Source organism: Pseudomonas sp. xss_4 (assembly GCF_043104125.1).
Lineage (GTDB): Bacteria > Pseudomonadota > Gammaproteobacteria > Pseudomonadales > Pseudomonadaceae > Aquipseudomonas > Aquipseudomonas parafulva_B.
The window spans coordinates 32,696-56,906 of sequence record NZ_JBICKJ010000061.1; the positions used below are offsets into that span (position 1 = coordinate 32,696).

Annotated in this window: 19 protein-coding genes, 1 other RNA gene and 2 pseudogenes; 10 read left to right on the top strand and 12 right to left on the bottom strand. The window is 62.6% G+C overall.

Going from position 1 to position 24,211, the window contains the following annotated elements; translation table 11 throughout:
• Positions 1-22 precede the first annotated feature (22 nt).
• The 4 genes and pseudogenes from ACF8GB_RS10980 to ACF8GB_RS10995 form a co-directional block, all read left to right on the top strand.
• Positions 23-424: pseudogene (locus ACF8GB_RS10980) on the top strand (HNH endonuclease); the annotation flags it as partial.
• Positions 425-426: 2 nt separating this feature from the next.
• Entirely contained in the window at positions 427-1,911 is a 1,485-nt protein-coding gene (locus tag ACF8GB_RS10985) for an N-6 DNA methylase (protein ID WP_392527026.1), read from the top strand.
• Positions 1,908-3,602, top strand: a complete 1,695-nt coding sequence (locus ACF8GB_RS10990) for a restriction endonuclease subunit S (RefSeq protein ID WP_392527028.1) — start codon at positions 1,908-1,910, stop codon at positions 3,600-3,602. Before ACF8GB_RS10985 ends, ACF8GB_RS10990 begins: the two co-directional genes overlap by 4 nt.
• Before the next feature lie 29 nt (positions 3,603-3,631).
• Entirely contained in the window at positions 3,632-5,602 is a 1,971-nt protein-coding gene (locus ACF8GB_RS10995) for a DUF262 domain-containing protein (RefSeq protein ID WP_392527029.1), read from the top strand.
• 406 nt (positions 5,603-6,008) lie between these two features.
• On the opposite strand, the gene ACF8GB_RS11000 is transcribed toward ACF8GB_RS10995, so the two are convergent.
• The 11 genes and pseudogenes from ACF8GB_RS11000 to ACF8GB_RS11050 all read right to left on the bottom strand — a co-directional run bounded on the left by ACF8GB_RS11000 (position 6,009) and on the right by ACF8GB_RS11050 (position 15,055).
• Positions 6,009-6,284, bottom strand: coding sequence for a hypothetical protein (locus tag ACF8GB_RS11000; RefSeq protein ID WP_012053760.1), 276 nt, complete (start codon positions 6,282-6,284; stop codon positions 6,009-6,011).
• Complete coding sequence (locus ACF8GB_RS11005) at positions 6,281-7,261, bottom strand: integrase domain-containing protein (RefSeq protein WP_392527030.1); 981 nt, start codon at positions 7,259-7,261, stop codon at positions 6,281-6,283. Before ACF8GB_RS11005 ends, ACF8GB_RS11000 begins: the two co-directional genes overlap by 4 nt.
• On the bottom strand, positions 7,239-7,598 hold the full coding sequence (locus tag ACF8GB_RS11010) for a hypothetical protein (protein ID WP_392527032.1): 360 nt from the start codon (positions 7,596-7,598) through the stop codon (positions 7,239-7,241). The genes ACF8GB_RS11005 and ACF8GB_RS11010 overlap by 23 nt, the downstream gene beginning before the upstream one ends.
• Positions 7,582-8,978, bottom strand: a pseudogene (locus ACF8GB_RS11015) (YfjI family protein). Before ACF8GB_RS11015 ends, ACF8GB_RS11010 begins: the two are co-directional and overlap by 17 nt.
• A 545-nt stretch (positions 8,979-9,523) precedes the next feature.
• Positions 9,524-9,915, bottom strand: a transfer-messenger RNA (tmRNA) gene (ssrA, locus tag ACF8GB_RS11020).
• A 98-nt stretch (positions 9,916-10,013) separates the two neighbouring features.
• A complete protein-coding gene (locus tag ACF8GB_RS11025; protein ID WP_326384358.1) occupies positions 10,014-10,304 on the bottom strand; it encodes a hypothetical protein in 291 nt (96 codons plus the stop codon).
• A 234-nt stretch (positions 10,305-10,538) separates the two neighbouring features.
• Positions 10,539-10,907: an antibiotic biosynthesis monooxygenase gene (locus ACF8GB_RS11030; RefSeq protein WP_027915438.1), complete on the bottom strand. Its 369-nt coding sequence runs from the start codon at positions 10,905-10,907 to the stop codon at positions 10,539-10,541.
• A gap of 57 nt (positions 10,908-10,964) precedes the next feature.
• Complete coding sequence (locus ACF8GB_RS11035; protein WP_326384357.1) at positions 10,965-11,660, bottom strand: glutamine amidotransferase; 696 nt, start codon at positions 11,658-11,660, stop codon at positions 10,965-10,967.
• Positions 11,661-11,696: 36 nt separating this feature from the next.
• Positions 11,697-12,758 carry an iron-sulfur cluster-binding domain-containing protein gene (locus tag ACF8GB_RS11040; protein WP_326384356.1) on the bottom strand — a complete coding sequence of 354 codons (1,062 nt, stop codon included), beginning with the start codon at positions 12,756-12,758 and terminating at the stop codon, positions 11,697-11,699.
• The gene (locus tag ACF8GB_RS11045) at positions 12,755-13,717 is read right to left on the bottom strand and encodes a diiron oxygenase (protein ID WP_078477967.1); all 963 of its coding nucleotides are present in this window, start codon (positions 13,715-13,717) and stop codon (positions 12,755-12,757) included. Before ACF8GB_RS11045 ends, ACF8GB_RS11040 begins: the two co-directional genes overlap by 4 nt.
• Positions 13,718-13,840: 123 nt before the next feature.
• Positions 13,841-15,055, bottom strand: a complete 1,215-nt coding sequence (locus ACF8GB_RS11050; RefSeq protein WP_326384355.1) for an MFS transporter — start codon at positions 15,053-15,055, stop codon at positions 13,841-13,843.
• 256 nt (positions 15,056-15,311) lie between these two features.
• Here ACF8GB_RS11050 and ACF8GB_RS11055 point away from each other — a divergent pair, with 256 nt between their 5' ends.
• Positions 15,312-16,610, top strand: a complete 1,299-nt coding sequence (locus tag ACF8GB_RS11055; RefSeq protein WP_058604779.1) for a serine hydroxymethyltransferase — start codon at positions 15,312-15,314, stop codon at positions 16,608-16,610.
• Between the two features lie 9 nt (positions 16,611-16,619).
• On the opposite strand, the gene ACF8GB_RS11060 is transcribed toward ACF8GB_RS11055, so the two are convergent.
• Positions 16,620-18,116, bottom strand: coding sequence for a PLP-dependent aminotransferase family protein (locus tag ACF8GB_RS11060; RefSeq protein WP_196185697.1), 1,497 nt, complete (start codon positions 18,114-18,116; stop codon positions 16,620-16,622).
• Between the two features lie 131 nt (positions 18,117-18,247).
• On the opposite strand from ACF8GB_RS11060, the gene serC reads away from it, so the two are divergent.
• The 5 genes from serC (at position 18,248) to glyA (ending at position 24,033) form a co-directional block, all read left to right on the top strand.
• Positions 18,248-19,330 (top strand): 3-phosphoserine/phosphohydroxythreonine transaminase, encoded by a 1,083-nt coding sequence (gene serC, locus ACF8GB_RS11065; RefSeq protein ID WP_392527035.1) that lies wholly within the window; start codon positions 18,248-18,250, stop codon positions 19,328-19,330.
• A 119-nt stretch (positions 19,331-19,449) separates the two neighbouring features.
• Complete coding sequence (locus tag ACF8GB_RS11070) at positions 19,450-20,697, top strand: benzoate/H(+) symporter BenE family transporter (RefSeq protein WP_078477972.1); 1,248 nt, start codon at positions 19,450-19,452, stop codon at positions 20,695-20,697.
• Positions 20,697-21,539 (top strand): YggS family pyridoxal phosphate-dependent enzyme, encoded by an 843-nt coding sequence (locus tag ACF8GB_RS11075; RefSeq protein ID WP_392527036.1) that lies wholly within the window; start codon positions 20,697-20,699, stop codon positions 21,537-21,539. Before ACF8GB_RS11070 ends, ACF8GB_RS11075 begins: the two co-directional genes overlap by 1 nt.
• Positions 21,540-21,562: 23 nt before the next feature.
• Positions 21,563-22,744 carry an aspartate aminotransferase family protein gene (locus ACF8GB_RS11080; protein ID WP_392527037.1) on the top strand — a complete coding sequence of 394 codons (1,182 nt, stop codon included), beginning with the start codon at positions 21,563-21,565 and terminating at the stop codon, positions 22,742-22,744.
• Between the two features lie 23 nt (positions 22,745-22,767).
• Positions 22,768-24,033: a serine hydroxymethyltransferase gene (gene glyA / locus ACF8GB_RS11085; protein ID WP_078477975.1), complete on the top strand. Its 1,266-nt coding sequence runs from the start codon at positions 22,768-22,770 to the stop codon at positions 24,031-24,033.
• The last annotated feature ends 178 nt before the right edge of the window (positions 24,034-24,211 follow it).

Genomic DNA, 24,211 nt, shown 5'->3' on the forward strand with positions numbered 1-24,211 from the left:
CTTAACAGAGGAATTTCTAAACGATCCCAACCTCACCGACACCGAACGCGATGCCCTGATCAAAGCGCGCATCGGCCAGAGCAGCTACCGCGACGACCTGCTGGCCTACTGGGGCGGCTGTGCGATTACCGACTGCTGCGTACCGGAGTTGTTGAGGGCCTCGCATATCAAACCCTGGCGTGCTGCCAGCCCGGCCGAGCGACTTGATCCGTTCAACGGGCTGTTGCTCACCCCCAATCTTGATCTGGCCTTCGACCGTGGCCTGATCAGCTTTGACGGTCAGGGGCAGATTCTCCTTGGCGAGGATCTCGACCCCGACAGCGCCCGTGCGCTCAACATCACCCCTTGTCTGCGCTTGCGCCAGATCAAGCCGCAGCATCGCGACTATCTGGCCTGGCACCGTGAACACCTTTTCAGGAAGTAAGCATGTCCATCAGCAGCACCATCAAATCCATCCAAGACATCATGCGCAAGGACGTCGGCGTCGACGGTGATGCACAGCGTATTGGCCAGCTTGTGTGGATGCTGTTCCTGAAAATATTCGACGACCGCGAGCAGGAGTGGGAGCTGCTCGATGACGACTACCGTTCGCCGATTCCGGAGAGTTGCCGCTGGCGTACCTGGGCGGCCAACCCGGAGGGCATCACCGGTGATGCCCTGAAGGACTTCATCGACAACAACCTGTTCCCGCAGTTGCAGAACCTCCACGAATACAGCACCACGCCGGCCACCTATGTGGTGCGTGGCGTGTTCGAGGATGCCTACAACTACATGAAGTCCGGCCAGTTGATCCGCCAGGTGATCAACAAGATTCAGGAGGGGGTGGACTTTAACAAGGCGCAGGAGCGCCACGCCTTTGGCGACATGTACGAGCAACTGCTGCGCGACCTGCAGAACGCCGGCAATGCCGGTGAGTTCTACACCCCGCGCCCGGTCACCGAATTCATGGTGCGCATGGTCGACCCCAAGCTGGACGAAAAGGTCATGGACCCGGCCTGCGGCACTGGCGGCTTCCTCACCTGCAGCATCGAGCACAAGCGCAAGCGCTATGTGCAAACCGCCGAGGACGAGCGCGCCCTGCAGGCGAGCATCTTCGGCGTGGAGAAAAAGCCGCTGCCGCACCTGCTGGCCACCACCAACATGATCCTGCACGGCATCGAAGTGCCCAACCAGATCAAGCACGACAACACCCTGGGGCGCCCGCTTATCAGCTGGGGGCCGGCTGAGCGGGTCGATTGCATAGTCGCCAATCCGCCGTTTGGTGGCATGGAAGAAGACGGCATCGAAACCAACTTCCCCACGGCCTTCCGCACCCGTGAAACTGCCGACCTGTTCCTGGTGCTGATCATGCACCTGCTCAAGGACGGCGGCCGCGCCGCCGTGGTGCTGCCCGACGGCTTCCTCTTTGGTGAAGGCATCAAGAGTCGCATCAAGGAGAAGCTGCTGACCGAGTGCAACCTGCACACCATCGTTCGCCTGCCCAACGGCGTGTTCAACCCCTACACCGGCATCAAAACCAACCTGCTGTTCTTCACCAAAGGCACGCCCACCAAGGATGTATGGTTCTACGAGCACCAGTACCCGGCCGGTTACAAAAGCTACTCCAAGACCAAACCCATGCGCGTCGAAGAGTTTGCCGTCGAGGAAGCCTGGTGGGGCAGCGAAGCCGATAGCTTTGCCGCGCGGCAGGAGAACGAGTTTGCCTGGAAGGTCAGCTTCGACGAACTGCAAAACCGCAACTGGAACCTCGACTGCAAGAACCCTCACGTCGGCGAACAGATCAGCCACGACCCGGACGAACTGCTGCGCGACTACGCCGCGCTGCAAGGCGAGATTGGCGAACTGCGCGACCAGCTCAAGGCTGTGCTGGCCGAGGCCTTTGCCGCTCAGGCGGCGGAGCGTGACGCATGAGCGCCGTGTTGACCGACAATCTGCCGCTGCTGGCCGGCGCGCCCAATGGCATCAAGAAGCTGCGTGAGCTGATTCTGGAGCTGGCGGTGCGCGGTAAGCTGGTGCCGCAAGATCCGAGTGATGAGCCGGCCAGTGAGTTGCTAAAGCGGATTGCTGAGGAAAAAGCGCGGCTTGTGGCGCAGGGGAAAATCAAGAAGCAGAAACCGTTGGCTGGCGTTGAAGAGGCAGCACTACCGTTTGAATTGCCAGTGGCCTGGGTTTGGGCTCGTCTTGGCGAAATTACCAACTTTGGTACTACAACCAAAAAAGACGAAATCCCAGATGACGCTTGGGTGCTCGATCTTGAGGATATTGAGAAAGACACTTCAAGACTTTTACAAAAGGCTTGCTTTTACGAGCGTAACTCTCTCAGTGACAAGAACAGCTTCGCTAAAGGCGATGTGCTCTATGGCAAGCTCCGTCCGTATCTGAATAAGGTTCTAGTAGCTGAGGATGACGGATTTTGCACAACCGAAATTCTCCCGTTTAGGTGCCACGGACCTTTTGTAGCGCACTACTTTATGGTCGCGCTGAAAAGCCCGTACTTCCTCAGCTATGTGAATGCTAAAAGCTACGGTATGAAAATGCCTAGGTTAGGAACTGAAGACGGTAGGCAAGCCCTTTTTCCTCTACCCCCTCTCGCCGAACAACACCGCATCGTCGCCAAAGTCGATGAGCTGATGGCCCTGTGCGACCGGCTGGAAGCCCGGCAGGCCGATGCCGACAGCGCCCATGCCCAACTGGTGCAAGCGCTGCTGAGCCGCCTGACTCAGGCCAGCGATGCCGAAGACTTTGCCCAAAGCTGGCAGCGCCTGGCCGAGCACTTCCACACCCTGTTCACCACCGAATCCAGCATCGACGCCCTCAAGCAAACCCTGCTGCAACTGGCGGTGATCGGCAAGCTGGTGCCCCAAGATTCTAGAGATGAGCCTGCGAGTGAGTTGCTGAAGCGGGTTTCGGAGGAAAAGGCGCGGTTGGTGGCAGAAGGGAAGCTCAAGAAGCAGAAGCCTCTGGGCGATATTGCTATTTCCGATATCCCGTTTGATGTACCAGATAATTGGGCTTGGTCTCGAATTGGAGAAATTGCGCTTAATACGGAGTATGGCCTGTCTGAGAAAACCTTTGACCTACAGGATGGAGTTCCCGTTTTGAAAATGGGTGACATACAAGAAGGAAGAGTTTTACTTGGCGGGCAGATGGCCGTAAGCAAGAATACAGAGGGTTTACCAGGGCTCTATTTGGAAACGGAAGATTTGCTTTACAATCGAACAAACAGCGCTGAACTGGTCGGTAAAACTGGAGTTTTCTTGGGGCAAGCGGGGGAATACTCCTTTGCTTCTTACTTGATTCGTATCAGATGCCTGAAGGAGCTGTTTTCTCCGCTCTACCTGAATATTTCGATGAATGCGCCAGGCTTTCGTGAAACCCAAATAAACCCACATTTGAAGCAACAATGTGGGCAGGCAAACGTTAATGGGACGATCATGAAAAACATGCTGGTTTCCGTCCCGCCTCTCCCCGAACAACACCGCATCGTCGCCAAAGTCGATCAACTGATGGCCCTCTGCGAGCAACTCAAAACCCGCCTTAATCAGGCCCAGCAGGTGCACGAACATCTGGCCAGTGCGCTGGTCGAGCAGGCCGTGGCCTGATTTAACAAGAATACCGATAAGGGCATCCTATGCGTCCCGACAAGAAAGCCGTCACCGACCTGTTTACCGAGCGGGCGCAGTACCTGATTCCCTTGTTCCAGCGCGGTTACGTGTGGACGCTGAACGAGCAGGTGCAGCCACTGTGGGAAGACTTCGTTGATCGCCTGGAGGCTATCGTCCAGCATCAGGCCGATGCAGCCATGGTCGGAGCTGGCCGGCTCAGGCCGCTACGCCGGCACTTCCTCGGCACCGTGGTGATCGGGAGCCTCAAGGGCGGCAGCAGTGATGCTGTGGGCAACCGCGATGTGATCGACGGCCAGCAGCGTATCACCACCCTGCAGATTCTGTTGCTGGCGTTTCGCGACCTAGTCGCGCCGCTGAAGGACGAAGCGCTGAGCTATGACCTCAAGCCGCTAACGCAGAATATCGGCCGCTACCGCCTTGCCAGCGATACCCTCAAGGTACTCCCGACCAATGTCGGTCGCGATGTGATGCAGGCACTGGCCGAGCTGGGCAGCGCCGAAAAGATCTGCGAGCGCTTCCCGGCCAAGGTCGGTCGGCAGTATCAGGAGCGTCCGGCCATGGTGCGCGCCTACCTGTTCTTCCACGCCATGCTGGCCTGCTACCTGCGCGGCCTGCGCTACGATGACCTGTTGCCGGACGCGGCTGCAGATGAAGAGCGCACTGTGGCCCATTCGGTGATTCGCTCCATCGACGCGGATATCTATCTGAAACTGCCTGGCGCCGACCTACCGCTGCAGGTTGAGCGCGCCCATGCGCTGCTGGTCACCCTGCGCGAAGGCTTCCAGATCATGTCACTGGAGCTGGAGGACGAGGACGACCCGCAGATTATCTTCGAAACCCTCAATGCCCGGGGCGCGCCGCTGTTGCCGAGTGACCTGATCCGCAACTTCATCTTCCTCCACGCCACCCGCAACGGCGAGGACGTAGATGAGCTGTATCACCAGGGCTGGCAGCATTTCGACGAGACGGTAGACACCAGCACTGGCAAGGGCGCCAAGTTCTGGAAGCAGCAGGAGCGGCAGGGCCGCCTGAAGAACTCGCGACTGGACCTGCTGCTTTACCACTACGTGGGCATGCGCAAGTGCGAGGATCTGAAGGTGGCCCACGTATTCAACGAGTTCAAGGACTGGTGGCAGGATGAGCCGCGCGACACTCAGTGCGAGCTGGCGCGCATCACGCACCTGGCGGGGTATTTCCAGACCTTTATGGTGCCGGGGCAGGCGAGTCGCCTCGATCTGTTCTGCCGGCGTCTGAAGCTGTTGGATGTATCCACGGTGACGCCGCTTGTGCTTTATCTACTGGAGCACCATAAGCCGGACTCCGCGGAGCTCCTGCAGGCCATTGGTGATCTGGAGTCTTACTTGGTGCGCCGCTTTATCTGTGGCTACACCACCAAGAGCTACAACCGCACCTTCCTCAACCGCTTGCTGGCGGAGATGGTGCGCGAGCAGAAGACCGATGCCGCGACCCTGCGCGACAAGCTGCTGTCCCTGCAGGGCGACAGCCAGTGCTGGCCGGATGACGAGGCCTTCGCCCGTAACTGGTGCCATCGCGCTCTTTACCAGGGCCGCAACACCAGCAAGGTCCGTGCGGTTCTCGAGGCGCTGGAGCTGTCCATGCGCGGTAGCAAGCAGGAGACCCTAGTGCTACCTGATGGCCTGACTGTGGAGCATGTATTGCCGCAGAAGTGGCAAACGAACTGGCCGCTCGCCGAGGACACACCAGAGAACCAGGAAAGGCGCCGCCGCCTACTGCACAGTATTGGCAACCTCACACTGGTGACCCAGGCCTTCAACTCCGCCCTGAGCAACGAACCCTTTGCCGTGAAGCGGCAGGAGATCGTGACCACCAGTCTGCTGATGCTCAATATGCACTTCCAGGCGTTTGGTGAGAACGATGGCTGGGAAGAAGAGCAAATCGTGTCGCGCGCCGACAAGCTGTTTTCCTATGCCCTGAGCCTCTGGCCTAGGCCGTAACCCCCTCAACGTTGAGTTTTTGTAATTACGTCTTGGATGACTTGAAATGTTGGATCTTCTAAAGCTTCTCTGACCGGATTTTTTCGTTGCTGTTCTCAGCAGAAAGCAATGGCGTCAGTGCCTGGCTATGGATTGCTACGGCAGCAATCTTCGCTATTTCTGTGATATTCGTCGGGCTTTACGTAGTGTCTTGGAGGAGCGATAAGCTGCTGGTCACAAAAAGTTGGATGGCGATCGGCACCAATTCTTTAGCATTTCGTCGCCCATGCTGACGGCATTTTGCCTTTATGCCAGTAAGGTTGAAAGAGTGGATTTTGAACAGGTTCACTCAGCGATAGAATGTCCACGCTAAGATAGTTGAAGGGGAACAGAGAGCCCTGTGGACTGCCTACTCTCGATTCGAGCGTCAGATCAGCAATCCTTGGCCGCTCCCTAATCGCTTCCAGATCAATAGCGCGGTAAGTCGATAGTAATACCGGGTGGCGTCGGAATGGTCTTTCAGGTGCTGAGTGAGAAACCAGCGCACATGCTTGAGCTGCCAGGTCCAGGGATTATCGCGTTGCCATCGTTGTTGAATGACCGCTTGCATGACTCGTGCTTGGCGTAGGTGACGTTGCTGCGTGGCCTTCGAACCCGTCAGTACGCCGCTCAGGAACAGCGTCATATCGAAGGGTTTGCTCATATTCTCCCGCCAATGTAGTCCGACACCACATCGATCCGGTTATGCCCGAGCTCTAGGCTGATTTGTTGGCGCGCCTGTTGATCAAGGTCACGGTCACTGCGATAGCAGTGGCCGCCATTGACCGGTACGGCCTGGCCCGTGAGCTGCTCGTAACGTTCGCAGGCGTAGGCTGCGCGCAGTTCATGAAAGCCCTTCAGCCCGTGTGCATGCAGCGTTTCGCGGGCGGGGAGCACGGTTTGGTGCAGAAATATGGCGTAGCTTTCGTCTCGGGCCAGCAAGTTGCGGCTGCCGGTCGGCGATGCCTGACGAACCAACTGCAGGGCCGCTTTCACCGCTTCATTGGCCACGACCCATCGCGGCGCTGATGAGCCTGAACGGCCTCCTTTGGTGCCGTCTTGGATGTTTATGCGGCCTAAGCGTTCGGCTTCGCGGTGTAAGCGTGGCAGGTCAGCCAGGATCGCTTCGCGCAGGCGCATGCCGGTTGCTTGAGCTAAAAGGACTATGGCGGCCACCCGATCGTGTTGCTGTTCGCCAAGCACCTCAGCCAGTCGCCGCACTTGTTGGTGATCTTGGCCATCCGGCGCGCGAGTGCGTGCGCTCGAGCGCTGCTGTCCCAACGCCTGACTCGGGCTGGCGATCCTCACATCCTGATCACCGCGCAGCGCAGCAAGGGTGCGGTTGACGCTGCTCAGGCGGTTCTGCGCGGTGGCGATGCAGAGTGCACCTTGCTGGATCTGCTGGCGCAGGTATGCGACGTAGTCCTCCAGCGTCTGTCGATCAATCTGGCGTGCATCGTTGTAACCGGGGCCGTCCTCCGATCGGCACCAGCGCACGAAGGCTTGCCAGCGATCGCTGTGTGCTTTGACGGTGGCGAAGTGGCCGCCGGCAAACAGATCTTCCAGTGCCTGCCGACCTGCGTAGCTCAGTTGGCGACCGTAGCCAAAGTTGCGACCCTCACGCCGACTGATCAGCGCCATTGTCTTCACCTTGATAATTGGTTTGAAGGAGCAGCAGCAGGGCTTTCCAGTGGGGGCCGATGGTGTCCAACTGTCCCCAGTGTGCTGGGCGGACGAGAAGGGCATTTTCGCTGTGTTGCAGCAAAGCCCCTTCTCCTTGCAATTGCTCGATGAGCCGAGCGAGGTCGATTGACTCAGATGTCGGAGCGGCGACAGCGGCGACACTGGCGACAACCCTCGCCGCATCTGGATTGGTCCGTGGCGACAAAGTGGTGGCAGTGGCGGCGACACTCCTTAGCTCGTTCGGCAAGCGATGCTGCGCCCGATAGCGGCGCACGGCGTCATTGAGGCGGAACATGGCGCACCTCGAATATGTCTCCGACATTGTTCAGCCAGTTATGGGTAACCAGCTGCAGCAATAACTCGAAGGTGTGCCGCGTGCTTTTACGGGCAAAGCGAGGGCCGTTGCGTGTGATGTCGCGGAGGCGAAACGGTGGCCAGTTCTTCTTTATCAACCAGCGCAGCAGGCAGTCGGCCTCTGCGCGAAGCTTATTCAGAGGCTCCTGTTCAGTCAGTCTTTGGTTTTCGGCCAGGTAGTAATCCATCAGCGTAGAGGCGCGCTGAATGTGCATTTCTTCCAAGACAGTCGATTCTTCAACCACCGCCATCACGCCAGCCATGCGTAGAACGTTCGCGGCGGCTTTGCCCGCAGCAGCTTGCACGTTGACCAGCTCGCCGAATTCCCCAGACTCGCATTCAATGGTGTCGTGAATGGCAATCCATCTTCACGGGCGTGGGGGCTTAACTCTAGGGTTACAGGGTTGAGGCCGCCGTCTTTATGGCGTGACCAAGGCTTCTGCATGAGCGCGGCAATGCGCTGCTGGTACAGGTGCACCTTTGGATCTCGGGTCAGGTCGATGGCTTTGTACCGTCGTTGTCCAACCAGACGCTCCGGCCAACTGATCAGGAAGCGCCCCAGGATGCCCTGGTCTTTGATATTTGCGTCCTGAAGTAAGCGGTCTGCCAGGCGGGGTTGAAGCATCAAGTGCATGCTGAGACGCCGATCATAGGCGCGCAGACTTTCTCCAGTCATCGCGCGCGACCGATCAATCGGGCTACCGTCCCACAGCGTCGACAAGTGAGTGATGGCCTTGATCCTGTTGTCCTTGCTCATGGTGCTGCCGCCCAAGAATTGGCCGCCTTCATCGCTGAACAGCCCCATGCTGGGCAAGCCGTTGCAGAGACTTTTGACCAGGCCCTCAATGGTCGGCTCAGCACTGAGGAGTCTCGGTTGGACGGGTTCAGGTTGGGCGTCCAGCGCTAGCTGTGCTGACTTTTTCGAGGTCGGTGACTTCGCGGTGAGGCTCATTGCAGCTCGGTGCGCCTTGAGCTGTTCGCCATAGGCGATCCTCTGCTGTCTTTCCCAGTCGCGTACGGCCTGCAGCGCAATATGGTCCACCGCGCTTTTGCGATCACCCGAGCAAGCCACCGTCAGCAAGTACAGCGACAACGGATAGATGCGGCCGTCGAGGTGAACATTGGCGTGCGCCTGGCTCGCTAATGCAATTGTGGCCAGAGCGGATTGCGCGGCCATGGCGCAGGGTACGCCGATCACATCGGCCATGCGTTCCACGGCAGGCCCCAATAGATCGCCCAGCGCCGCGGCCGGGTAGGGTAGGGGCGCTATCTGCTGTTCCAACAAGGGGCGTGGCGGCCCTTGTACTTCGCGCAGTTGCATAGCCTTCCTCCATCAATTACCCATCTCTCCCTCACGTCATCCCGCCAAGAATGCTGAGTGTTATCAGGGATCAAGGCCCCTGCGACCTGTGAGGGTGTCTACTGGCGCGGGACTGGCGGCTCCTTGCGTCCGGGAGCAAGGGCATCTCATGATCTGGCCTCCTGAGCACCGTTACCGGTGGGCGGGTGGAGGCTGCATTGGCTGACGAGACCAGTGCCGCGAGATCCTGAGCCAATTGCAAGCAGCAATGCGATGACCGGGGCATGCCTGACTGTCAGTCAGGTGCAGTCCATTCCTTGGTCTGCGGCACCATCATCTACATGGCTGTTGCTGGTCGCATCGGCGTTTGTAACGAGGGGAATTGCGCTACGCAATGTGCTATGAGGGCAGGAACAGCGGAAGGCGCGCTCCTCTCATTGCTGGGAAGTCGGAACGGTTGAGTGGCCGAGTGCGGCGAACTGAAACTCCATTACACCGAACGGTTGAAACTTTACTGAATCGCAGACACAAAAAAAGACGCCCATAGGCGCCTTCCTTCGTCAATTTGGTGGAGCCGGGGGGATTTGAACCCCCGTCCGCCAGTACTCCGCTGTCGGTACTACATGCTTAGCCGTGTCTACTGAGTTAATCCGCAGCCGCCCGACGGGCAGGGTGCTTTGGACGAGTTGGGTAAGTTTTAGTCGCTTTGCCCCCAACGTGCTACACGACGATCCTGTTCTGTATGACAATCACTTCGGGTTTACAGGCATCCCCTGGTGATTGCTGGAGCCGAAGCTACCAGGAGAGCGGGCTCAGCTGCTTACGCAGCGAGAGCGTAGCCCTCGTAGTTTTCGTCATTGGCAACTATAGAAAGTTGCAACAGTGGATTTACGAGTTCTGTTACCAACTCGGCATGCACCTAGAGTTTCGCTACCGGCGTCGAATCCTAATCGGCCCCACACTAGCTCTAAGCTAACGCACCTTACGGCACGTGAACCGGAGTATACGGCATTGCGCGGGCGGCGTCGACAGCTGAGCGCTCACCCGCGCGATGCATCAGGCGCCGCCGCTGCTCGAGCCGCTGCCTTTGTTGGTTTTGTCCAAACGTTCAACGACTTTGCTGGTGATTTCGATGCATTTCTTGGTGTCGCCGGAAGCCTGGGCTTGCTTGGCTTCGTCCACTTTGTTCTGGACGGCGGTGTCCAGGCCTTCGGAGGTGGCACCGGCGGTGGCCATGCTGTCGTTGATTTTCTGCAGGTTCAGGGCGCACAGGTCTTCGGCAGCGAAGGCCGGCGAAGCGAGCAGGGTAGCGGCCGCGAACAGGGCCGAAAGCGCGGTACCTTTCATGGGAGTCTCCTCTGTGGCCTCTGGTAGGTGGGCCTGTAAAGGTGGACTGTGCCGTTTGGCTGACAGTTCCGTTGTGATGGTGGCGGGATGGCATGAGGGTTTGTGGCGGGATGTTGCTGGGGTGTGGGGAGGGGGGCGTCGGGATGGGTATGACTCATTGGCGGGGGAAGGGGCCGCTTTGCGGCCCATCGCGGCGCGAGGCCGCTCCCACAGGGAGAGGCGCCTCATCGGGGGTTAGGCTACTGGGCAGGCGGTTGGGCGGGTGCCGTCTACGACTTCGTTGTAGGGCGCTTGGTCGCGGTCGCGTAGGCCGTAGTCGCGGATCACCGAGGTGACGCGCACGCGGTAGTCGTCGAAGATTTTGTCGCGGCCGGCGCGTTGGGCGGAGAGGTGGGCGGTGACGTTGCGCCACTGCACCACGGCTTCTTCGTCGCGCCAGGTGGTTACCGACATCACTTTCTTGGGGTTGAGGGTGCTCTGGAAGCATTCCACCGAGATGAACCCTTCCATGGGCTTGAGCAGGGGGGTGAGCTTGTTGACCAGGTCTACGTAGGTCTCGCCCTGGCCGGGCAGTGCTTGCAACTCGAACAATACGACGATCATGGGTAGTGCCTCATCCTTGATGACTTTGTTGTTTTCATGCGGTGGCGGTGCAGCGGGTTACTTCAGGTTGGCAAGCCAAGCGCGCATCACGCGGGCGGCGGCCTGGGTCAGGCGCTGGCCGAGTTCGGAGGCCGCTGAGCGCAGGGCGATAGGGTCCAGGCCGGTCTGGCCGACTTCGTTGGCGTGGCCTACCAGCCACTGCTCGATGCGGGCGGGGTCGGCTTCCAGGTGGCATTGCAGGCCCAGGATGCGGTTGTCCACGGCAAACGCCTGGTGCGCGCAGATGTCGGTCTTGGCCAGCAGCACGGCGCCCTCTGGGATGTCGAACTGGTCGCCGTGCCAGTGCAGCACGGGCACGTCGCCCAGTTCGGCGAGCGGCGATTGCTGGCCTTCGGCGGTGAGGGTAAGGGGCGAGAAGCCGATTTCCTTCACGCCCATGGGGTAGACCTTGGCGTTCATGGCGCGGGCGATCAGTTGTGCGCCCAGGCAGATGCCCAGCATGGGCTTGCCCGACTCGACGCGTTGGCGCACCAGCTCAAGTTCGGCCTTGAGGAAGGGGTAGGGCTTTTCGTCATAGGCGCCGATGGGGCCACCCAGCACGATCAGCAGGTCGGCCTGCATCACCTGTTCGGGGTGAAGGGTTTCGACGGTGGGGTCGATGTAGGTCAGGGTATAGCCGGCTTCGTTCAGGACGGGGGCCAGGGTGCCGACGTCTTCGAAGTGGATGTGGCGCAGTGCGATGGCTGTCTTCATGTGCAAACCCGATGATGAAAGAAGTGAGGGCGCGGTTTACGCCGAGGGGTTGAGGTCGACTTTGATCGTACCGGCCTTGGGGAAGGTGCAGCAGGCCAGGGCATGGCCGTCGCGCTTGTCCTGGTCGGTCAGGCAGAAGTCGGGTTCGACGCTATACTCGCCTTCCGACACTTTCAGCCGGCAGTGGCCGCAGATACCGGCGCGGCACAGGCTGCGTACGGCGATGCCGCTGGTTTCCAGCATCTCCAGCAGGCTCTTGCCCGCGGCGGGCTCCAGCACTTGGTCGTTGTGCTGAAGGTGCAGGCGCAAGGGGCTTTCGGCCTGGGCATCGTCTGGCGTGAGCGGGGCAGAGGCGGCTGGCGGGGTGAAGGATTCGATCAGCAGGGGGCAGGCGGGGAACAGCGCCAGCAGGTGCTCGCGCATGCCTTGGGCGAAGCCGTGGCTGCCACAGATCACCACGCTGTCCGGGTTGCCCAGCGCTTGCAGGTCCTGGGCTTGCGGGCGGCCGGCCTTGAAGTGGCCTTTGCCGTGCACCGCTTCGCGGGTGACGAACACCTGCAGGTCGAACCAGGGGCAGCTCAGTTCCAGTTGCAGCAGTTCGTGCAGGAACGGGATGTCGGCAATGGACGGCACGCACAGCAGCAGGCTGACCTGCGGCACGCTCAGGCCGCGCTGGGCGCGCTCGTGCAGCCCGCGCAGCAGGGCGATGGGCAGGGTGATGCCGATGCCGCCGGCCAGCAGGCCAACGTGGCGGCAGGCCTGGACCGAGGCCAGGGTGATGTCACCTGCGGCGAACTGCACATCGAAACGCGAGCCGGGTTGGCAGGTGGCGTGCAGCTGGTCCGAGACCCCGCCGCGCCCTTCGCGCTTGATCGCCAGCTCGAACTGGTCGTTGCCGAGCCTGCGGGTGATGGAGTACAGCCGTTGCTGGCGGGCGCCGGACAGGTCCGTTGCCTGCAACGCCACGTGCCGGCCGGGCACGAGGTCTGCCAGAAAGGCGCTGGAGGCGTTAAGTACGCGCAGGCCGAATACCTTGATCTGCGCGGTCTCGCTGCTGACGTGCTCGCACACGGCTTCGAAGCTTGTCGGGGTACTCATGCGCTAGCCCTCTCGCGCAGCTGTTCGACGGCTTGTTCGGCGCTCTCCAGGCCATTGCCGGCCAGGCCGATGCGGTTGACCAGGGCTTCGAGGGAGTCGGTGTAGACGCTGATCTCGTTGTTGTCGCCCACGTCGTGCAGGATCTCGTTGCCGTTGGGCAAGCCCAGCATGTCGAACACCCGCGCCCAGGCGCCCATCTCGTTGTTGGCGAACATCTGCACGGTGCGCAGGATGATCGAGCGCAGGTACAGGCGTTCCTTGCGGGTCAGGCCGTTGACGATGTCGGTGGCGACGAAGCTGAACACGCTGGAGTGGCTCCACTCGTCCATGGCGTGGGTGCGGGTGACTTCGTGGCAGACCGACTGGATGGTGCTGTCTTCGGCCATGGTCTTGAGGTAGTCGGTGATCAGCGTTTCGCTGGCGCAGGCGATGCCGAAGCGGGTCAGGCGGCGTTCCCATTCGGCGGTGCAGTTGGCCAGCAGCGCTTCGCGCCAGGTCACCAGGTTGAAGGCGCTGAAGTCCAGGGGGGTAAGTTGGCGCATGTCATAGATGTAATTGCAGGCCATGATCGACATACGGGTATGCAGGGCTTCATCGAGCAGGGCTTGTGACATCACATCTTGCAGCAGTGCGCGGTTATGGCTTTGCGGCGGGGTCTTGATAATGTCTTCACACGCCGGCACTACCACATTGCATTCAATATAAATGGTCTTGAGGTTATAGATGCCCCAGGCGTAGGACATGCACTTGGACTGCAAGTCCTTGGGGGCTTCAAGCCAGGCCTGGTGGTTGCGAAACGGTAGCAGTGAATGGCTGAAGTCGTTCTTGTTGGCATCGAACGCCAGGCCCCAGTAGTCGGGCTGTGGCTGGTTTACAGCAGCGCGGGTTTTCCACAGGGTTGAAAGTTTGGCCAGCATGCCCTTAACTGCATCATCGGTACCGCTATGGTTAACATCCATGTTAAAACTCCAGGCTATCGGTTGTAGTTGTTAAGTTTGATTACGCCGGTGTGGTTGCACGCGCAGGTGCGGGCGGCGCCCTTCAAGTTTGCGGTACAAATGTTTCGTTATTATTGCTTCAAGTCATTTAAATGAAAGTTGCAGGGCAGTGACTTTGCGCTGCCGCGCCATTACCCATTCCTGCAGCAATGTCAGGGCCACGGTCAGGCCCATGAACGCGGCACTTGCCCAGAGAATCGCGTTGGGGTGGCCCTGGTCCAGCAACCAGCCGAACCCGACCGGCCCGATGGCACCGCCGATGTTGAAACCCGTGGACACGATGCCGAAGGTTTTACCTTCTGCCCCTTTGGTGGCGGCGGCCCGTACCAGCATGTCCCGTGACGGGGCGATCACGCCGGTCAAAAAGCCTGCCACGCCCAGCACGGCGAGCAAGAGCGGCTCGCTCAGGCCCGCCGTGGCTACCAGCAGCATCAGCACGCACGCCACCCCAAAGGCACTGGCCGCCACCACCCCATGACGCTGGGTGCGGTCGGCCAGTGCACCGCCTGCCAGCACGCCGAAGGCGCTGGCGAACAGAAAGGCAGTCAACGCTGAGTTGGCCCAGTACAGCGCCACGCCCTGGCCTTGCATCAGGGCCGCGACAGAAAACTTTTCGATGGCCCCGGTGCTCAGGTTCAGCAGCACGAACAGCAGGGTCAGGCTGATGATCATGGGCGAGAGCAGTGCCACGCGTTGCGCCTGCACGGGCTTGGGTGCCGGGGCGGGCGGCGTGTCACTGACCTGGGCCAGTGCCGAGCCGGGTATCAGGAGCAGGGCCAGTGCTGCAAAGCCCACCAGTGCTGCGGTCGCAAAGGCCATGGCCGGGCCGCTAGCCACCGCCACCCCCAGCAACAACACCGGGGCCACCGCCGCGCCCAGAAAACCTGCAAAGGTGTGCACCGAAAACGCCTTGCCGATGTGCGCAGGGTTGATGTGCCGCGACAGCAGGGCGTAGTCGGCAGGGTGGTAGACGGCATTGGCCACCCCCGCCAGTGCCATGCCCACCAGCAGGCAGGTGTAGCCGGGCAGCAGGGCAATGAGCAGGAAGCTGCAACTGCCCAAGGCCAGGGCCATCAGCAGCAGGCGCCTGGCGCCATGGCGGTCGACGGCGAAGCCCATGGGGGCCTGCACCAGCGCGGTGATGATGTTGAACACGCTGAGGGCCAGGCCCAGCGCTACATAATCCACGTTCAAAAAAGCAGGCAGCAGCGGAAAGAGCGCCGCCAGCACCATGATGTGCAGGTGGCTGACAAAGTGTGCTGCGGCGACTTGCGGCAACAGGCCGATACGTATCGTCATGGTGAAACCTGTAGGGGCATGAGCTGAGTCGGCGCAGAGCTTAATGAGGCTATGGTCTTGTCGGGTAGTCCAGTTAATGGCATTAGGCCAGACCACTTTGGCCCATCTTTCGCGCGTTCTGGCATGCCCAGGGCAGACGCCTGCTTGCCGGGCCAGGACAGGTGGTCTGCAACAGTGCGGGCAACCGGTACGGTCGCAGGCGCCGCAGGCCGCTAGGGTAGTGCGGTTATTGCCGGCGTTCAGACAAGGAGTACACATGCCGCATTTCGCTTATAAAGAGGGTCACGCGCTGCCGGGCATCAGTGCCGCTGCGCTGCCGCAGGTGGACAGCGAGGTGTGGACCGCCATCGATGCCGAGCGGCTGCGCCAGGTGCAGTCCATCGAGCTGATCGCCGCCGAGAACGTGGTCAGCCGCGCCGTGCTCGAAGCGCAAGGGTCGGTGCTGACCAACAAGTATGCCGAGGGGTATCCGGGGCGGCGCTATTACGCCAGCTGCGCCAATGTGGATGTGGTCGAGGACCTGGCCACCGAGCGGGCCCGGCTGCTGTTCGACTGCAGCTACGCCAACGTGCAACCCCACTCTGGCAACCAGGCCAACCAGGCGGTGTTCCTGGCGCTGCTGGAGCCGGAGGACAAGATTCTCGGCCTGGACCTGAAGTCGGGCGGGCACCTGTCCCACGGCGCGGCGTTCAACGTGTCCGGGCGCTGGTTCCAGGCGGTCAGCTACGGTGTGCACCCGCTGACGCACCTGGTCGACATGGACCAGGTGGCGCACATCGCCCGCCGTGAGCGGCCACGGCTGATCATCGCCGGGGCGTCGGCGTACTCACGCGCGCTGGATTTCGCCCGTTTCCGCGCCATTGCCGACGAGGTGGGGGCGTACCTGATGGCCGACATCGCCCACGTCGCCGGGCTGGTCGCAGGCGGCGCCTATCCCTCGCCAGTGCCTCATGCCCACGTCACCACGCTGAGCACCCACGCGACCCTGCGCGGCCCGCGCGGAGGGATGATCCTGTGCAACGACCAGACCCTGGCGCGCAGGATCAATGCGGCGGTATTCCCCGGGCTGCAAGGCGCTGCGCTGATGCACACCGTCGCGGCCAAGGCCGTGGCCCTGGGCGAGGCGCTGCAACCGGGCTTCGGCCCCTACGCCCATGCGGTAGTGGCCAATGCCCGAGCTTTGTGCGGGCGGTTGGCCGAAGGCGGCTTGCTGGTGGTCTCGGGCGGCACGGACTGCCACCTGGGGGTGATCGACCTGCGGCCCTGGGGCCTTGCCGGTAACGCCGCCGAAGGCGCGCTGGAGGCGGTTGGCATCACCGTCAACCGTAACGTCGTGCCCGGTGACGAGGTCAAGTCCAGCGTCACCTCGGGCATTCGCCTGGGCAGCGCGGCCTGTACCTCCCGGGGCATGGGCGAGGATGAGTTCCGCGAGATCGGGGACATGATCCTGGCCATGCTCGGGGGCGTGCGCAGCGGTGCCATGGACAGCCGCACCGAGCGCTCGATCCGCGAGGGCATCTTCGATCTGACCCGGCGTTTCAAGCTGCCTTACTGAACCCGGCGCTCAAAGCTTGAGGGCGTTGGCCAGGCGCAGCATGGCTGCTTCGATCTCATAGGCCGTGAGCGAGGAATACCCCAGCAGCCAGCCATGGCTCTGTGGCTCGCCCAAGTACAGGCTGCTCAGGCCCGACAGCTGCACGCCGGCCGTGGCCGCCTGGCGAATGGTCTTTTCTTCGGACCAGCCTGGCTTGAGCAGGCAGGGGATCTGCAAGCCACCTGGCGGCAGGTGGGCGGTGACCACCGGGCTCAGGTACTTGGCGATGGCATCGTGCATCACCGCCCGGCGCCCGGCGTACAACTTGCGCATGGCGCGCACGTGGGCGTTGTAGTGTCCGTCCTCCATGAAGCGCGCCAGGGTCAACTGCAAGACCTGCGGGGTGTGGCCATCCATCATGCTGCGGGCATAGGCGAAGGGCTTGACCAGTTCGGGCGGCAGCACGATGTAGCCCATGCGCAGGCCAGGGTAGAGGGTCTTGCTGAAGGTGCCGATGTACAGGGTGCGCTGGTACCGGTCCAGGCCCTGCACGCAGGCGGTGGGCTGGCCGTCGTAGTGAAACTCGCTGTCGTAGTCGTCCTCGATGATCCACTTGGCTTTTTGTGCGGCCCAGTTGATCAGCTCCAGCCGGCGCTCCAGGGGCAGGGTCGCGCCCGTGGGGTACTGGTGCGAGGGGGTGACGTACACGCAGTTGGCGCCGCTGCGGTCGGCGAACAGCAGGTCGGTGCGGATGCCCCGTTCGTCCACGTCGATGGGCAACACCTTGGTTTCGGCGATGGCGAACGCCTTGCGGGCGCCGTAGTAGCCAGGGTTTTCCAGCAGGATGGGTTTGCCGGCATCTACCAGCAATTGCGCGCACAGGTACAACGCCTGGCGCGTACTGCTGAGCACCAGCACTTGGTCGGGTGTGCACGTGGCCCCGCGTTCGAGGTTCAGGTAGGTGGCGATGGCCTTGCGCAGGGGTTCGGCGCCTTGTGGGTCACCGTGCAGCAGGACGCTGGCGCGGTAGTCCTTGACCACCTGGCGTTGCAGCCGCTCCCAGACGTCGGTGGGGAAGCTACGGGTTTCCGGCAGGCCGGTGGCGAAGGCCTTGATCACTTGCTGGTCACGCACGCCACCGGTCTCGAAGATCATGCGCCCGCGTTGGCTGAGTTCGGCGCCGGGCGCGACCACGCTGCGCCGCACCTCTTGCGTGCGTTGCCGGCGTGGCCCGGCCCCGCGCAATTCGGCGCCCACCGTGTCGCACACGTAGCTGCCCGCGCCGCCGCGGCGCACGATGAAACCGTCCCGGTGCAGCTGCACGTAGGCGTTTTCGACGGTATCGCGGGCACAACCCAGGGACTTGGATAGCACACGGGTGGAGGGCAGTTTCAGGCTCGGGCCCAAGGCGCCATCCAGGATCAACGCACGCAAGGCGCGCTGAATGCGCTGGTGCAGGTCCAGCAGCTGAAATTCGGCGTCGTTGAGCCGAATCTTCAGGGTGTCCAGCGCGAAGGTCTTCGCCATGTGGTCTGCTCTCCATCCATGAACTGGCAGGTAAGGGCAGGCCAGTTTATCCGTAGACTCCGGCCTTCGCCAGCCAGGCCAGGCCTGGTATTCACCGCGTCGGCGCGTTCACGCACAGGAGTCCACCCCCCATGGCACGGTCACACAATTTCAGCGCAGGCCCCACCGCAGTCCCCCTGGAAGTGCTCAACCAGGCGTACGACGAGTTCCACGATTTTGCCGGCACGGGCATGTCCATCATGGAGATGAGCCACCGCTCGCCCATCTTCCGCGCCATTGCCGAGCAAACCGAGGCCGACCTGCGCGAGCTGCTGGAGGTGCCGGCGCACTATCGGGTGCTGTTCGTGCAGGGCGGCGCTTCGTTGCAGTTCGCCCAGGTGCCCATGAACCTGGCCGGTGAAAACGGCAGCGTGGACTACCTGCACACCGGGTTGTGGTCGGGCAAGGCGATCGAGGCGGCGCGCCAGTATTGCGAGGTACGTGTGGTCGCCAGTGCCCAGGGTACCGGTTTTGACCGGGTGCCGGCGGTCGAGGACTGGCAGTTGAACCCGAAGGCTGCCTACCTGCACTACACCGAGAACGAGACCGTGCATGGCGTGCAGTTCGCCGACCCGCCTGCCAGCGAGGCGCCGCTGGTGTGCGATGCCTGTTCGAGCCTGCTGTCCAAGCCCATCGACATCGCCCGCCATGGCCTGGTGTATGCCGCCGCCCAGAAGAACATGGGCGTGGCCGGGCTGACGGTGGTCATCATGGACCCGGCGCTGCTGGACCGCTGCCATGGGTTCACTCCGGACATCCTCAACTACGGGTGCATCAGCGATGCCCAGTCGATGCTCAACACGCCCGCCACCTTCCCCTGGTACCTGACCGGCCTGACGCTGCAGTGGATCAAGCGCAGCGGGGGCTTGCAGGTGCTGCACCAGCGCAACCAGACCAAGGCCAGCCTGCTGTACGAAACCCTCGACGGCAGCGACGGCTTCTACCGCAACCCGGTGCAGCCGGCCTATCGCTCGATCAACAACGTACCGTTCCGGCTGGCCGATCAAGCCCTTGAAGCGGCTTTCCTGCGCGAGGCCGAGGCGGCCGGGCTGCATGGCCTGAAGGGCCACGCCAGCGTCGGCGGTATCCGCGCCAGCCTGTACAACGCCATCTCCGTCGAAGCGGTGGCCGCCCTTTGCGAATTCATGGGGGCGTTCGCCCGCAGGTACGGTTGAGTGCACTGAAAGTGGTCTGGTCTGCCTAGGCGAAGCGTCGGGGTAAAACCAGCCAATCTGCGGCTATAAATGACTGCCTACCGCAGCCGGATACAGCGTCTAGCAAGGAGCCAAGACCTATGTCATCTACTCGTACCCCCTCGCCCCTGCGCTTGCAGGACCTGCTGCACCCGGTGGTGGCCGGGCTCATTTCGGTGATCGTCAACTATGGCGGCACCTTCATCCTGGTGTTCCAGGCTGCCAAGGTCGCAGGGCTCAGCCCCGATCTGACCGCCTCCTGGGTGTGGTCGGTGTCCATCGGCGTGGGCGTGACCGGGCTGCTGCTCAGCTGGGTCAGCCGCGAGCCGATCATCACCGCCTGGTCCACGCCGGCGGCGGCGTTCCTGATCGTGGCCCTGGCCACCACGCCCTACGCCGAGGCGGTGGGAGCGTACATGGTGTCAGCGGTGGCCTTCGTGCTGCTGGGCGTGTCGGGCTACTTCGAAAAAGCCGTGCGCCTGATTCCGCCAGGGGTGGCCGCAGGCCTGCTGGGCGGCATCCTGTTGCAGTTCGGTATCGGCGCCTTCGCCAGCATGAGCGTCGACCCGCTGCTGGTCGGGCTGCTGATCGGGGCGTACATCGTGTTCAAGCGCCTGAGCGCCCGCTATGCGGTGGTCGGCATCCTGGTACTGGGGCTGGTCTACCTGGTGATGCAGGGGCGGGTCGATTTCGCTGGGCTGTCCCTGGAATTCGCCACGCCGGTGTTCACACGCCCCGAGTTCTCGCTCAACGCACTGCTGAGCGTGGCGCTGCCGCTGTTCCTGATCACCCTGACCGGCCAGTACATGCCCGGCATGCTGGTGTTGCGCAACGACGGGTTCCGCACCAGTGCCAACCCGATCCTCGGCATCACTGGGCTGGGCTCGCTGCTGATGGCGCCGTTCGGCTCCCACGCCTTCAACATCGCCGCCATCACTGCCGCCATCTGCACCGGCAAGGAAGCGTCCGAAGACCCATCCAAGCGCTGGGTGGCGGGTGTGGCCGCCGGCATCTTCTACATCCTGGTGGGCATCTTCGGGGTGACCCTGGCGGCGGTGTTCATGGCCTTCCCGGCTACCTTCATCACCACCCTGGCGGGGCTGGCCCTGCTGGGCACCATCGGCGGCAGCCTGGCCAATGCCATGCTCGATGCAAAAGCGCGCGAGGCGTCGTTGATCACCTTCCTGGCCTGTGCGGCCAATATCACCCTGCTGGGTATCGGCGGTGCGTTCTGGGGGCTGGTGATCGGCCTTGTGGCCTACGCCGTGCTCAACGGTCGCCTGCCTCGCCGGGCCAAGGCCGTTCAGGCAGAACCGGCAGCAGTGCCCACCAAAGGAGCGACAAATTGATGAGCGAGTACGCCGAAGCCCTCACCACCCTGCATGCGCGCCACGGCCGCTACCCGCAGGCCAACACCGTCGAGGATTTTCGCCGCAACCTGGCCGCCGTGCATGAGCGCATCGCCCGGGCCTGCGAGCGGGTCGGGCGAGACCCGGCCGAAGTGCGCCTGCTGCCGGTCAGCAAGACCTTCGACGAAGCGCACCTGCGCCTGGCCTATGCCGCCGGTTGCCGCCTGCTGGGCGAGAACAAGGTGCAGGAGGCCCAGCGCAAGTGGGAAGCCATGGCCGACCTGCACGACTTGCAGTGGTCGGTGATCGGCCACCTGCAGACCAACAAGGCCAAGCAGGTGGCGCGCTTTGCCAGCGAGTTCCAGGCGCTGGACAGCCTGCGGGTCGCCGAGGTGCTGGACCGCCGCCTGCGCATTGAAGGGCGGCAGATGGATGTGTTCGTCCAGGTCAACACCTCGGGCGAAGCCAGCAAGTACGGGCTAGTGCCTGATGACGTGGCGGCATTTGTGCAAGCGCTGCCAGCGTTCCCGGCGCTGCGTGTGCGCGGCCTGATGACCCTGGCGCTGTTTTCGGCCGACGCCGCGCGGGTACGCCCGTGCTTTGTGTTGCTGCGCGAGTTGCGCGACCGGCTGCGCGCCAGTGCGCCTGAAGGGGTGTCGTTGCAGGAGCTGTCGATGGGCATGTCGGGTGATTTCGAAGTGGCCATCGAGGAGGGCGCCACGGTGGTGCGCGTCGGCCAGGCGATCTTCGGCGCCCGCGCCATGCCCGATGCCTACTACTGGCCCACGGCCGATGCCGCGCCGCACCAGGAAGCCACCCCGTCGCTGGCCACCAGCCACTGACCCCTCTGTACAGGAAACCTGCAATGTCTGCTGCTCCCGCTTACCTGATGCACACTTCAGCCCGCCAACCGGTTGCGTTCAGCCGGGGCCAGGGCGCCCTGTTGTGGGATTCGCACGGGGTCGAGTACCTCGACGCCATCGCCGGGGTGGCCGTGACCAGCCTGGGGCACGCCAACCCCGAGATCGCCTCGGCCCTGGCCGAACAGGCCGACGTGCTGCTGCACACCACCAACATGTTTCGTATCCCGTGGCAGGAACAGCTTGGCGAGCGCCTGTGCCGGCTCTCGGGCATGGAGCGGGCGTTCTTCTGCAACTCCGGCGCCGAGGCTAACGAGGCCGCGCTGAAGCTGGCGCGCTTGCACGCCACGGCCCGGAACGTCGCCCAACCCCAGGTGCTGGTGATGGAAAACAGTTTCCATGGGCGCACCTTGGCAACCCTGGCCGCCACCGGCAACCCGGCCGTTCACCGCGGCTTCGAGCCACTGATGCCAGGCTTCATCCGCGTGCCCTACGATGACATCGAGGCCGTGCGCCAGGTCGCGGCCAACTCGCCCAACGTGGTGGCCGTGCTGGTCGAGCCCGTGCAGGGCGAGGGCGGTGTGCACCCGGCGTCGGCGGGCTATCTGCAAGCGCTGCGCCAGCTGTGCGACGCGCACCAGTGGCTGATGATGATCGACGAGGTGCAGACCGGCATGGGCCGTACCGGCACCTGGTTCGGCTTCCAGCACGCCGGCATCGAGCCCGATGTCATCACCCTGGCCAAGGCCTTGGGCAATGGCTTCCCCATCGGCGCGTGCCTGGCCCGTGGCAAGGCCGCCGAGCTGTTCTCCCCTGGCCACCATGCCTCCACCTTCGGCGGCAACCCGCTGGCATGCCGCGTGGGCTGCACGGTGGTGGACATCATGCAGCGCGATCACCTGCCGCAGCGGGCTGCGGTGCTGGGCCAGCGTTTGCTGGCGGCCCTGCGACTGGCGCTGGCCGGGCACCCTGAGGTGGTGTCGGTGCGCGGCCTGGGCCTGATGGTCGGCATCGAGCTCAACCGCCCCTGCGCCGAACTGGTGGACCGGGCCCGGGACGAGCAACACCTGCTGATCACCGTCACCCGAGGTACCACCGTGCGCCTGCTGCCGCCACTGATCTGCTCCGAGGCGCAGATCGACGACATCGCTTCACGCGTGACCCGCTTGCTGTCATCCCAAGCCTGATTCAGAACAAGGACGCTTAATACATGTACGACTCAACGCTGACCCTCAACGCCTTCGATCCAGAGCTGCACGCCTCGATTCGCAACGAAGTGAATCGCCAGGAAGACCACATCGAGCTGATCGCCTCGGAGAACTATGCCAGCCCGTTGGTGATGCAGATCCAGAGCACGGTGCTCACCAACAAGTACGCCGAGGGCTATCCCGGCAAGCGCTACTACAGTGGCTGCGAATACGTGGACGTGGCCGAAAGCCTGGCCATCGAGCGGGTCAAGGCCCTGTTCAACTGCGACTACGCCAACGTGCAGCCCCACGCTGGCGCCCAGGCCAACGCGGCGGTGTTTTTGGCGCTGATCCAGCCAGGCGACACCGTGATGGGCATGAACCTGGCCCAGGGCGGGCACCTGACCCACGGCAACCCGGCCAACTTCTCGGGCCGCCACTACAAGATCGTGCCCTACGGCCTGGACCCGAAGACGGGCTTTCTGGACTATGACGAGATGGAGCGCATCGCGCTGGAAACCCGCCCGAAGATGCTCATCGGTGGTTTCTCGGCCTACTCGCGCTACAAGGACTGGGCACGCATGCGCAGCATCGCCGACAAGGTCGGGGCCATCTTCTGGGTGGACATGGCCCACGTGGCCGGGCTGGTTGCCGCTGGCGAATACCCGGACCCGCTGCCCCACGCCCATGTGGTCACCAGCACCACCCACAAGACCCTGCGCGGCCCACGCGGCGGCCTGATTCTGTCCAAGGGGCAGGACGAGAGTTTCTACAAGAAGCTCGATTCGGCGGTGTTCCCTGGTGTCCAGGGCGGCCCACTGATGCACCAGATCGCGGCCAAGGCCGTGGCCTTCAAGGAAGCGCTGTCGCCGGCATTTCGCAGCTACCAGACCCAGGTGGTAACCAATGCCCGGGCCATGGCCAAAGTGTTGCAGGCGCGCGGGTACAAGATCGTGTCGGACGGGACCGACAACCACATGATGCTGATCGACCTGTCGGCCAAGCCCTACACCGGCAAGGAAGCCGATGCGGCCTTGAGCAGCGCCTATATCACGGCCAACAAGAACTCGGTGCCTAACGATCCGCGTTCGCCGTTCGTGACCTCGGGGCTGCGCATCGGTACGCCGGCAGTGACCACCCGTGGGTTCGATGTCGAGGCGTGCGAGCAGGTGGCGGGCTGGTTGTGCGATGTGCTCGATGCCTTGGAAACCGGGCGCAGTGACGAGGTGGGGCACCATGTGCGTGAGCAGGTGGTTGCGCTGTGCCGTCGTTATCCGGTTTATGGCTGAGAGGGTCGGGACCTGGCACCGGAGGTGTCGGGTTTTGATGCAGGTTTTATAACCTGTGTGAAAGGGCTGCCTGGCAGCCCTTTCTTGTTGCTGAGTTTACTGTGCCGTTAGGTATCGGATGAAGATCACCGGGGCCGCTGCGCGGCCCATCGCGGCGCAAGGCCGCTCCCACTGGGTT

Coding starts and splice junctions, on each gene's coding strand:
- ACF8GB_RS10985 (WP_392527026.1), top strand. CDS start 427: ATGTCCATCAGCAGCACCATCAAATCCATCCAAGACATCATGCGCAAG.
- ACF8GB_RS11045 (WP_078477967.1), bottom strand. CDS start 13,717: ATGGATGTTAACCATAGCGGTACCGATGATGCAGTTAAGGGCATGCTG.
- ACF8GB_RS11060 (WP_196185697.1), bottom strand. CDS start 18,116: ATGGCGAAGACCTTCGCGCTGGACACCCTGAAGATTCGGCTCAACGAC.
- ACF8GB_RS10995 (WP_392527029.1), top strand. CDS start 3,632: ATGCGTCCCGACAAGAAAGCCGTCACCGACCTGTTTACCGAGCGGGCG.
- ACF8GB_RS11025 (WP_326384358.1), bottom strand. CDS start 10,304: ATGAAAGGTACCGCGCTTTCGGCCCTGTTCGCGGCCGCTACCCTGCTC.
- ACF8GB_RS11080 (WP_392527037.1), top strand. CDS start 21,563: ATGTCTGCTGCTCCCGCTTACCTGATGCACACTTCAGCCCGCCAACCG.
- ACF8GB_RS11030 (WP_027915438.1), bottom strand. CDS start 10,907: ATGATCGTCGTATTGTTCGAGTTGCAAGCACTGCCCGGCCAGGGCGAG.
- ACF8GB_RS11070 (WP_078477972.1), top strand. CDS start 19,450: ATGTCATCTACTCGTACCCCCTCGCCCCTGCGCTTGCAGGACCTGCTG.
- ACF8GB_RS11005 (WP_392527030.1), bottom strand. CDS start 7,261: ATGGCGCTGATCAGTCGGCGTGAGGGTCGCAACTTTGGCTACGGTCGC.
- ACF8GB_RS11075 (WP_392527036.1), top strand. CDS start 20,697: ATGAGCGAGTACGCCGAAGCCCTCACCACCCTGCATGCGCGCCACGGC.
- ACF8GB_RS11040 (WP_326384356.1), bottom strand. CDS start 12,758: ATGAGTACCCCGACAAGCTTCGAAGCCGTGTGCGAGCACGTCAGCAGC.
- ACF8GB_RS10990 (WP_392527028.1), top strand. CDS start 1,908: ATGAGCGCCGTGTTGACCGACAATCTGCCGCTGCTGGCCGGCGCGCCC.
- ACF8GB_RS11010 (WP_392527032.1), bottom strand. CDS start 7,598: ATGTTCCGCCTCAATGACGCCGTGCGCCGCTATCGGGCGCAGCATCGC.
- ACF8GB_RS11035 (WP_326384357.1), bottom strand. CDS start 11,660: ATGAAGACAGCCATCGCACTGCGCCACATCCACTTCGAAGACGTCGGC.
- glyA (WP_078477975.1), top strand. CDS start 22,768: ATGTACGACTCAACGCTGACCCTCAACGCCTTCGATCCAGAGCTGCAC.
- ACF8GB_RS11000 (WP_012053760.1), bottom strand. CDS start 6,284: ATGAGCAAACCCTTCGATATGACGCTGTTCCTGAGCGGCGTACTGACG.
- ACF8GB_RS11050 (WP_326384355.1), bottom strand. CDS start 15,055: ATGACGATACGTATCGGCCTGTTGCCGCAAGTCGCCGCAGCACACTTT.
- ACF8GB_RS11055 (WP_058604779.1), top strand. CDS start 15,312: ATGCCGCATTTCGCTTATAAAGAGGGTCACGCGCTGCCGGGCATCAGT.
- serC (WP_392527035.1), top strand. CDS start 18,248: ATGGCACGGTCACACAATTTCAGCGCAGGCCCCACCGCAGTCCCCCTG.